This window comes from Roseomonas sp. TAS13 (genome assembly GCF_001950415.1).
GTDB lineage: Bacteria > Pseudomonadota > Alphaproteobacteria > Acetobacterales > Acetobacteraceae > Roseomonas > Roseomonas mucosa.
In genome coordinates this window covers 1-1230 of record NZ_BDLP01000669.1, presented here as the reverse complement: position 1 = coordinate 1230, position 1230 = coordinate 1, and the positions used below count along the sequence as shown (strand labels likewise).

Genomic DNA, 1230 nt, shown 5'->3' with positions numbered 1-1230 from the left:
CCCCCGCCGCAAGGGCCAGGGCCTGACGGCCCGCCGCTGCGCGGCGCCCTTGCCCCGGCGGCGCGGGGCAGCGGCGGCCTGGGAGGTGTTCGGAGAAGGACATTCCCATGGAAATCCGTCGCATCCTGTCCGGCCGGCGTCCGGCGCAGGCATCCCTGTTCCTGGCGACCGAGGCCGGCGAGCCGGTCAGTTGCACCCGCTGCAGCCGGACCTTTCCCACCGATCCCTCGACGGCGGTGGACTGCCCCGTCTGCCGTGCAGGCGAGGGCGAGCCCTGCCGGCGGGAGCCGGAGGGCGGCTTCCACCGCTCCCACTACACCCGCGCGGCGATCGCCCGCCGTCTCGGCCGCATGAGTGAATGCCCGGCCCTGTCCTGGGACGGGCTGCACGCCCTGCCGGCGCCGCGGGCTCCGCGCGGCCCGACGCCGCCCGCCACCACGAAGCTGGAAGGAAACGCCCGATGAACCCCGTGCGCCGCTTTCTCGACCTCTCCACCGTCCATCTCGCGCCGGAGGATCACGCCTGCCTGACGGCCTCGGCCCTGGCCGGGGTGCGGGGCGAGGTGTGCTGCGGCACGATGCCCTACGGATGGTTCGTCTACGCCGACGAGGACCGCCCGGACATCTCCGACACGCTCTGGGCGCTGATGATGGAGGCTCGCGCGCGAGGCTGCGACTACCTGCTGTTCGACGCCGATGCCCAGCCTCTGACCGGCTTTCCCTGCTTCGACCGGGAAGAGCCTCCGGCTTCGGCTTGGAGCACCGATGTGATCGCGGCTCCCATGATTGATCTTCCAAGGGAATAACGTATTTTACGTAAAATACGTTATTCCGGAGAAAGCCATGCGATCCTTCTCCACCTCCGAGCTGGTCCGCGATATCCGCGAGGTCACACATGCCGCGACCCGCGCTCCGGTCGCGATCACGCAGCACAGCAAGCCGCGCTTCGTGCTGATGGCGATCGAGGACTACGAGCGCCTGTCCCGCCCGGCCGATCCGCGCCGGGTCTTCGGGGCGGGCGAGGCGCCGGAGGAGGTGGCGGCCCTATTCCTGCCGGAACTGGAGCGCCTGGCCGCGCAGGCCGACGAGGATAGCCATGGCGCCTGATCCGGGACCGCAGGGAACCGTCCTGCGCTACCCCTATCTCTGGCTGTCGCAGTCCAGGGCGGGCGAGGACAGCGGCCGCAAGGAGCGGCCGGTCTGCCCTGTCTCTTGATCACAAGTCTCGACG

At 70.3% G+C, this 1230-nt stretch carries 3 protein-coding genes; all 3 read left to right on the top strand.

From position 1 onward, the window contains the following. Positions 1-107: 107 nt before the first annotated feature. Genes ROTAS13_RS24705 through ROTAS13_RS24695 form a run of 3 tightly spaced genes read left to right on the top strand, consistent with a single transcriptional unit; the run spans position 108 to position 1106 of the window. A complete protein-coding gene (locus tag ROTAS13_RS24705; protein ID WP_075823682.1) occupies positions 108-464 on the top strand; it encodes a hypothetical protein in 357 nt (118 codons plus the stop codon). Further along, positions 461-805: a hypothetical protein gene (locus ROTAS13_RS24700; protein WP_075823681.1), complete on the top strand. Its 345-nt coding sequence runs from the start codon at positions 461-463 to the stop codon at positions 803-805. The genes ROTAS13_RS24705 and ROTAS13_RS24700 overlap by 4 nt, the downstream gene beginning before the upstream one ends. A gap of 37 nt (positions 806-842) precedes the next feature. Further along, on the top strand, positions 843-1106 hold the full coding sequence (locus tag ROTAS13_RS24695; protein WP_075823680.1) for a type II toxin-antitoxin system prevent-host-death family antitoxin: 264 nt from the start codon (positions 843-845) through the stop codon (positions 1104-1106). Positions 1107-1230 lie beyond the last annotated feature (124 nt).